This is a genomic window from Polynucleobacter sp. 35-46-11 (assembly GCF_002281105.1).
Genome location: NZ_NCFJ01000248.1, coordinates 1 through 3,677, shown reverse-complemented (window position 1 = coordinate 3,677; position 3,677 = coordinate 1). Strand labels below are relative to the sequence as shown.

The window sequence follows — 3,677 nt, the reverse complement described above, 5'->3', positions numbered from 1 at the left end:
TGCAACTGAACTGGGCATGGCGCATGCCGAAACGCAACACTAAATCAACAACACAAAAAATATGACCCCACGCAAAGGCATCATCCTCGCCGGCGGCTCCGGCACCCGCCTGCACCCGCCTGCACCCGGCCACGCTGGCCATCAGCAAGCAACTGCTGCCGGTGTATGACAAGCCGATGATTTACTACCCGCCCATCGGGGCCGACCTGCTGGCCGACGTCACCGCCCACGTCATTCGCCAAGTCCTGCAGCGCCCTAGCGACGCCGGCCTGTACCACCTCGTCGCCAGTGGCCAAACCAGCTGGCATGGCTATGCAAAACACGTGCTGGTCCAGGCAGAACTTGCGCAAGCAGCTATCAAACTTGTAGCGAGCGAAGTCGCTCCGGTGCCCACCAACGCCTTTCCAACACCGGCTACCCGCCCGCTCAACTCCCGGCTCGACACCACCCGGCTGCAAACCACCTTCGGCTTGCGTTTGCCGCCCTGGCAGCACGGCGTGGACCGCATGCTGGCTGAAATCTTTTCGCTCAAAACGCCCACAGGCTTAGACCGCACTATTAAAACTCCCAATGCGCTTGTGCAGGAGCAGAGCCGCCACCGTAAATCGACTTATTTGGCTTACGCGGCGTGAACATTACCCAAACAGCGATTCCGGGCGTGTTGCTCCTAGAGCCGGAAGTGTTCGTCGACCAGCGCGGCCTTTTTTACGAAAGCTTTAGCTCTCGTCGCTTCAAGGAATTGACCGGGGTGACAGCGGAGTTTGTGCAAGACAACGTTTCCCTTTCTGCGCAAAACGTATTGCGCGGCCTGCATTACCAAATTCACCAGCCCCAGGGCAAACTAGTCCAGGTTATAGCGGGCGAGGTTTTCGACGTAGCCGTGGATCTTCGCCGGAGTTCACCAACTTTTGGTTGCTGGACTGGCGCAATTTTATCTGCGGAAAATCGCTTGCAGCAGTGGATCCCACCGGGCTTTGCCCACGGCTTTGTAGTTACAGGTGCGAATGCAGAGGTGCACTACAAAACAACCGACTACTACGCGCCCGCGTACGAGCGATGCATTATCTGGACTGACCCAGTTATTGGAATTCGATGGCCTGAACTTCCAGTCATTCTTTCAGATAAAGATATAGCGGGATTACCGCTCAAAATATCGGATTTATTTGAATGAAAATTCTCAGGCACACAGTATTTAACCTAGTCGGACTTGGGGCTCCGCTTTTGGTTGCCGTAGGTACTATACCGGTACTTATTCACGAACTTGGACCCGCACGCTTTGGTTTGCTGACTCTGATTTGGGCCGTAGTAAGCTATTTTGGGCTGTTTGACTTGGGTCTTGGTCGAGCATTGACCCAACAACTGGCGGTTGTCTTTGCAAATAAGGAGGACGAAAAGGTCGGCCCGCTCGTGGCAACGGCAACGGTCCTCATGGCTATGCTAGGTTTGTTGGCTGGGGTGTTGATGGCCGCCACTGCATCTTGGGGCGTGAGCCTTATTCATGAGGTGCCCGATCGTCGGGAGGCTGTGAATGCTGTTTATGCAATGGCACTAGCCATGCCATTCATCGTACTGACGTCCGGTTTTCGAGGCATTCTGGAGGCGCGTGACGCCTTCGGTATCATTAACCTCATCCGCCTTCCTATGGGTTTATTTACCTTTCTAGGACCGTTGGCCGTTGTTCTGTACGCACAACCAGCCCGCCTAGACTACATCGCCTGGATTTTAGTCGCCGGACGAGTGATTGCTTGCGGCGTTCACGGGTACTACGCTTGGCGTGTTTTGCCAAGAGAGCGTATTATATTCACGTGGAAAGCCAATTTGCTAAAACCGCTTTCTGTTTCAGGGGGCTGGCTGACTGTGAGTAATATCGTTAGTCCGTTCATGGGCTATGTAGACCGATTTGTAATTGGCGCAATTGTTTCTGCCAGTGCGGTGGCGTATTACGCTACGCCCCAAGAACTCGTGACTAAGTTATGGATCGTGCCCGGCGCATTAACGGCTGTACTTTTCCCCGCCTTCGCAACACAGATGGCACGAAGAGATGAACAAACATGGGTGTTGTTCGGAAAGGCTGTATATTGGCTCTTTATGGCTTTACTTCCCCTCACCGTTGCACTCTCGCTTTTTGCGCACGACTTACTTGTGCTGTGGATTAACTCGGCGTTTGCGGATCAGAGTACCGGCTTGATGCGGGTGTTCGCTATAGGAATACTTATCAATTGCCTTGCCCATGTTCCATTTACATTGATTCAGAGTGCTGGCGCGGCGAGGCTGACAGCGCTAGCCCATCTAATTGAGCTGCCCCTTTTCCTTGGAGCTCTTTGGTGGCTGACTTCAGTACACGGTATTCTTGGGGCGGCAATCGCCTGGTTACTTCGGATGACCTTGGATGCGTTTTTGATGTTTATTCTCTGCAGCCCACTATTGGGCCGGTCTGTCAAAAGCATTTTCAGTATCAAAGTATTTGCTTTGGGGTTTCTTGCGTTGTTGGGATTTTCTGGTTCAATGATTTCATCTTTAAATATACGTATCGTTTGGATGTTCCTGATGATTTTTGCGCTAGCATGGCCTGCGATGATATCGTGGCAATCATTTCGTTCGCGCAGCATTTGATTGATCCGGGATAGTGATTCAAATTTGAGAATTAAAGCAATGCAGCAGTTTCCACTTGTCAGTATTGTGACGCCTACCTTCAACCAGGCAACCTATCTTGCTCAAACAATTGACAGCGTATTATGCCAAGACTATCCAAATATTGAGTATATCGTTATAGATGATGGGTCTACGGACTCGACACCTGAAGTGTTAAGTCGTTATAGCGGAAAAGTTCGCTGGGAGCGGCATGAAAATATGGGGCAGGCTCTCACCTTGAATAAAGGTTGGGCAATTTCGACTGGTTGTGTTATGGGCTATTTGAGCTCAGACGACATTCTTTATCCCGGTGCAGTGTCTAAGCTCGTTGCAATTCTCGAGCGCGATAATTCCGTTGCTTGTGTGTACCCCGACGCTCATCTCATCGATAATATTTCGCATGTCGTAAAAAGAAATGTTTGTCGCCCTTTCGATTTGACTGATTTGGTTATTCGACAGGAATGCTACATTGGTCCGGGGGCGCTATTTCGGCGCGATGCGTTTGACCTCGCAGGTGGGTGGAAATCGGAATTAAAGTTGGCGCCTGATCGAGAGTTCTGGATGAGGTTGGCTGAATATGGGAGGATTGAATTTTGTCAAGATGTGTTGGCAGGCTATAGGATTCATCCAGAGTCGATTTCATATAAGGATGTTTCGGAGGCGATAGGAAGGGAATACCTTTTCGTTTTGGATCAGTATTTTGACAGTTCTTCTGTGCCTGCAGACCTTGTAGTTAGAAAATCCGAGGCCTATGGATATGCCCATTTGATACTCGCCAGAAACTGCTTTCGCGCTGGACTTTTTAGACGAGGTTGGGAGCTTTATGAGGAGGCATGTCGCATTTACCCGCCTTTGCGCAGCACGTCCGTAAAGGCTAGGATTTTGCGTAACGTCGTCAGTAAACCGCTACGTATAGCGTTGGCGACCTGCCGATCTGTGTTTAAAAGTTAAATAGTATGAATTTCCGTAGACTTAAAATAAGATGGCTTGCGCCGTTAATTTTTTTTCAGTTTTATCTCGCAGCTACTGTTCTGCTATTTTTCTTT

General features: G+C 50.4%; 3 protein-coding genes and 1 pseudogene. All 4 read left to right on the top strand.

Features of this window, described 5'->3' with window-relative positions:
- Nucleotides 1-61 precede the first annotated feature (61 nt).
- Nucleotides 62-632 (top strand): annotated as a pseudogene (locus tag B7Y67_RS12870) (sugar nucleotide-binding protein).
- Nucleotides 629-1,171 carry a dTDP-4-dehydrorhamnose 3,5-epimerase gene (gene rfbC, locus B7Y67_RS12865; RefSeq protein WP_293598990.1) on the top strand — a complete coding sequence of 181 codons (543 nt, stop codon included), beginning with the start codon at nucleotides 629-631 and terminating at the stop codon, nucleotides 1,169-1,171. The pseudogene B7Y67_RS12870 and the gene rfbC overlap by 4 nt, the downstream one beginning before the upstream one ends.
- Complete coding sequence (locus tag B7Y67_RS12860) at nucleotides 1,168-2,613, top strand: flippase (protein ID WP_293598989.1); 1,446 nt, start codon at nucleotides 1,168-1,170, stop codon at nucleotides 2,611-2,613. Before rfbC ends, B7Y67_RS12860 begins: the two co-directional genes overlap by 4 nt.
- A 39-nt stretch (nucleotides 2,614-2,652) precedes the next feature.
- On the top strand, nucleotides 2,653-3,582 hold the full coding sequence (locus B7Y67_RS12855; protein WP_293598988.1) for a glycosyltransferase: 930 nt from the start codon (nucleotides 2,653-2,655) through the stop codon (nucleotides 3,580-3,582).
- Nucleotides 3,583-3,677: the final 95 nt, after the last annotated feature.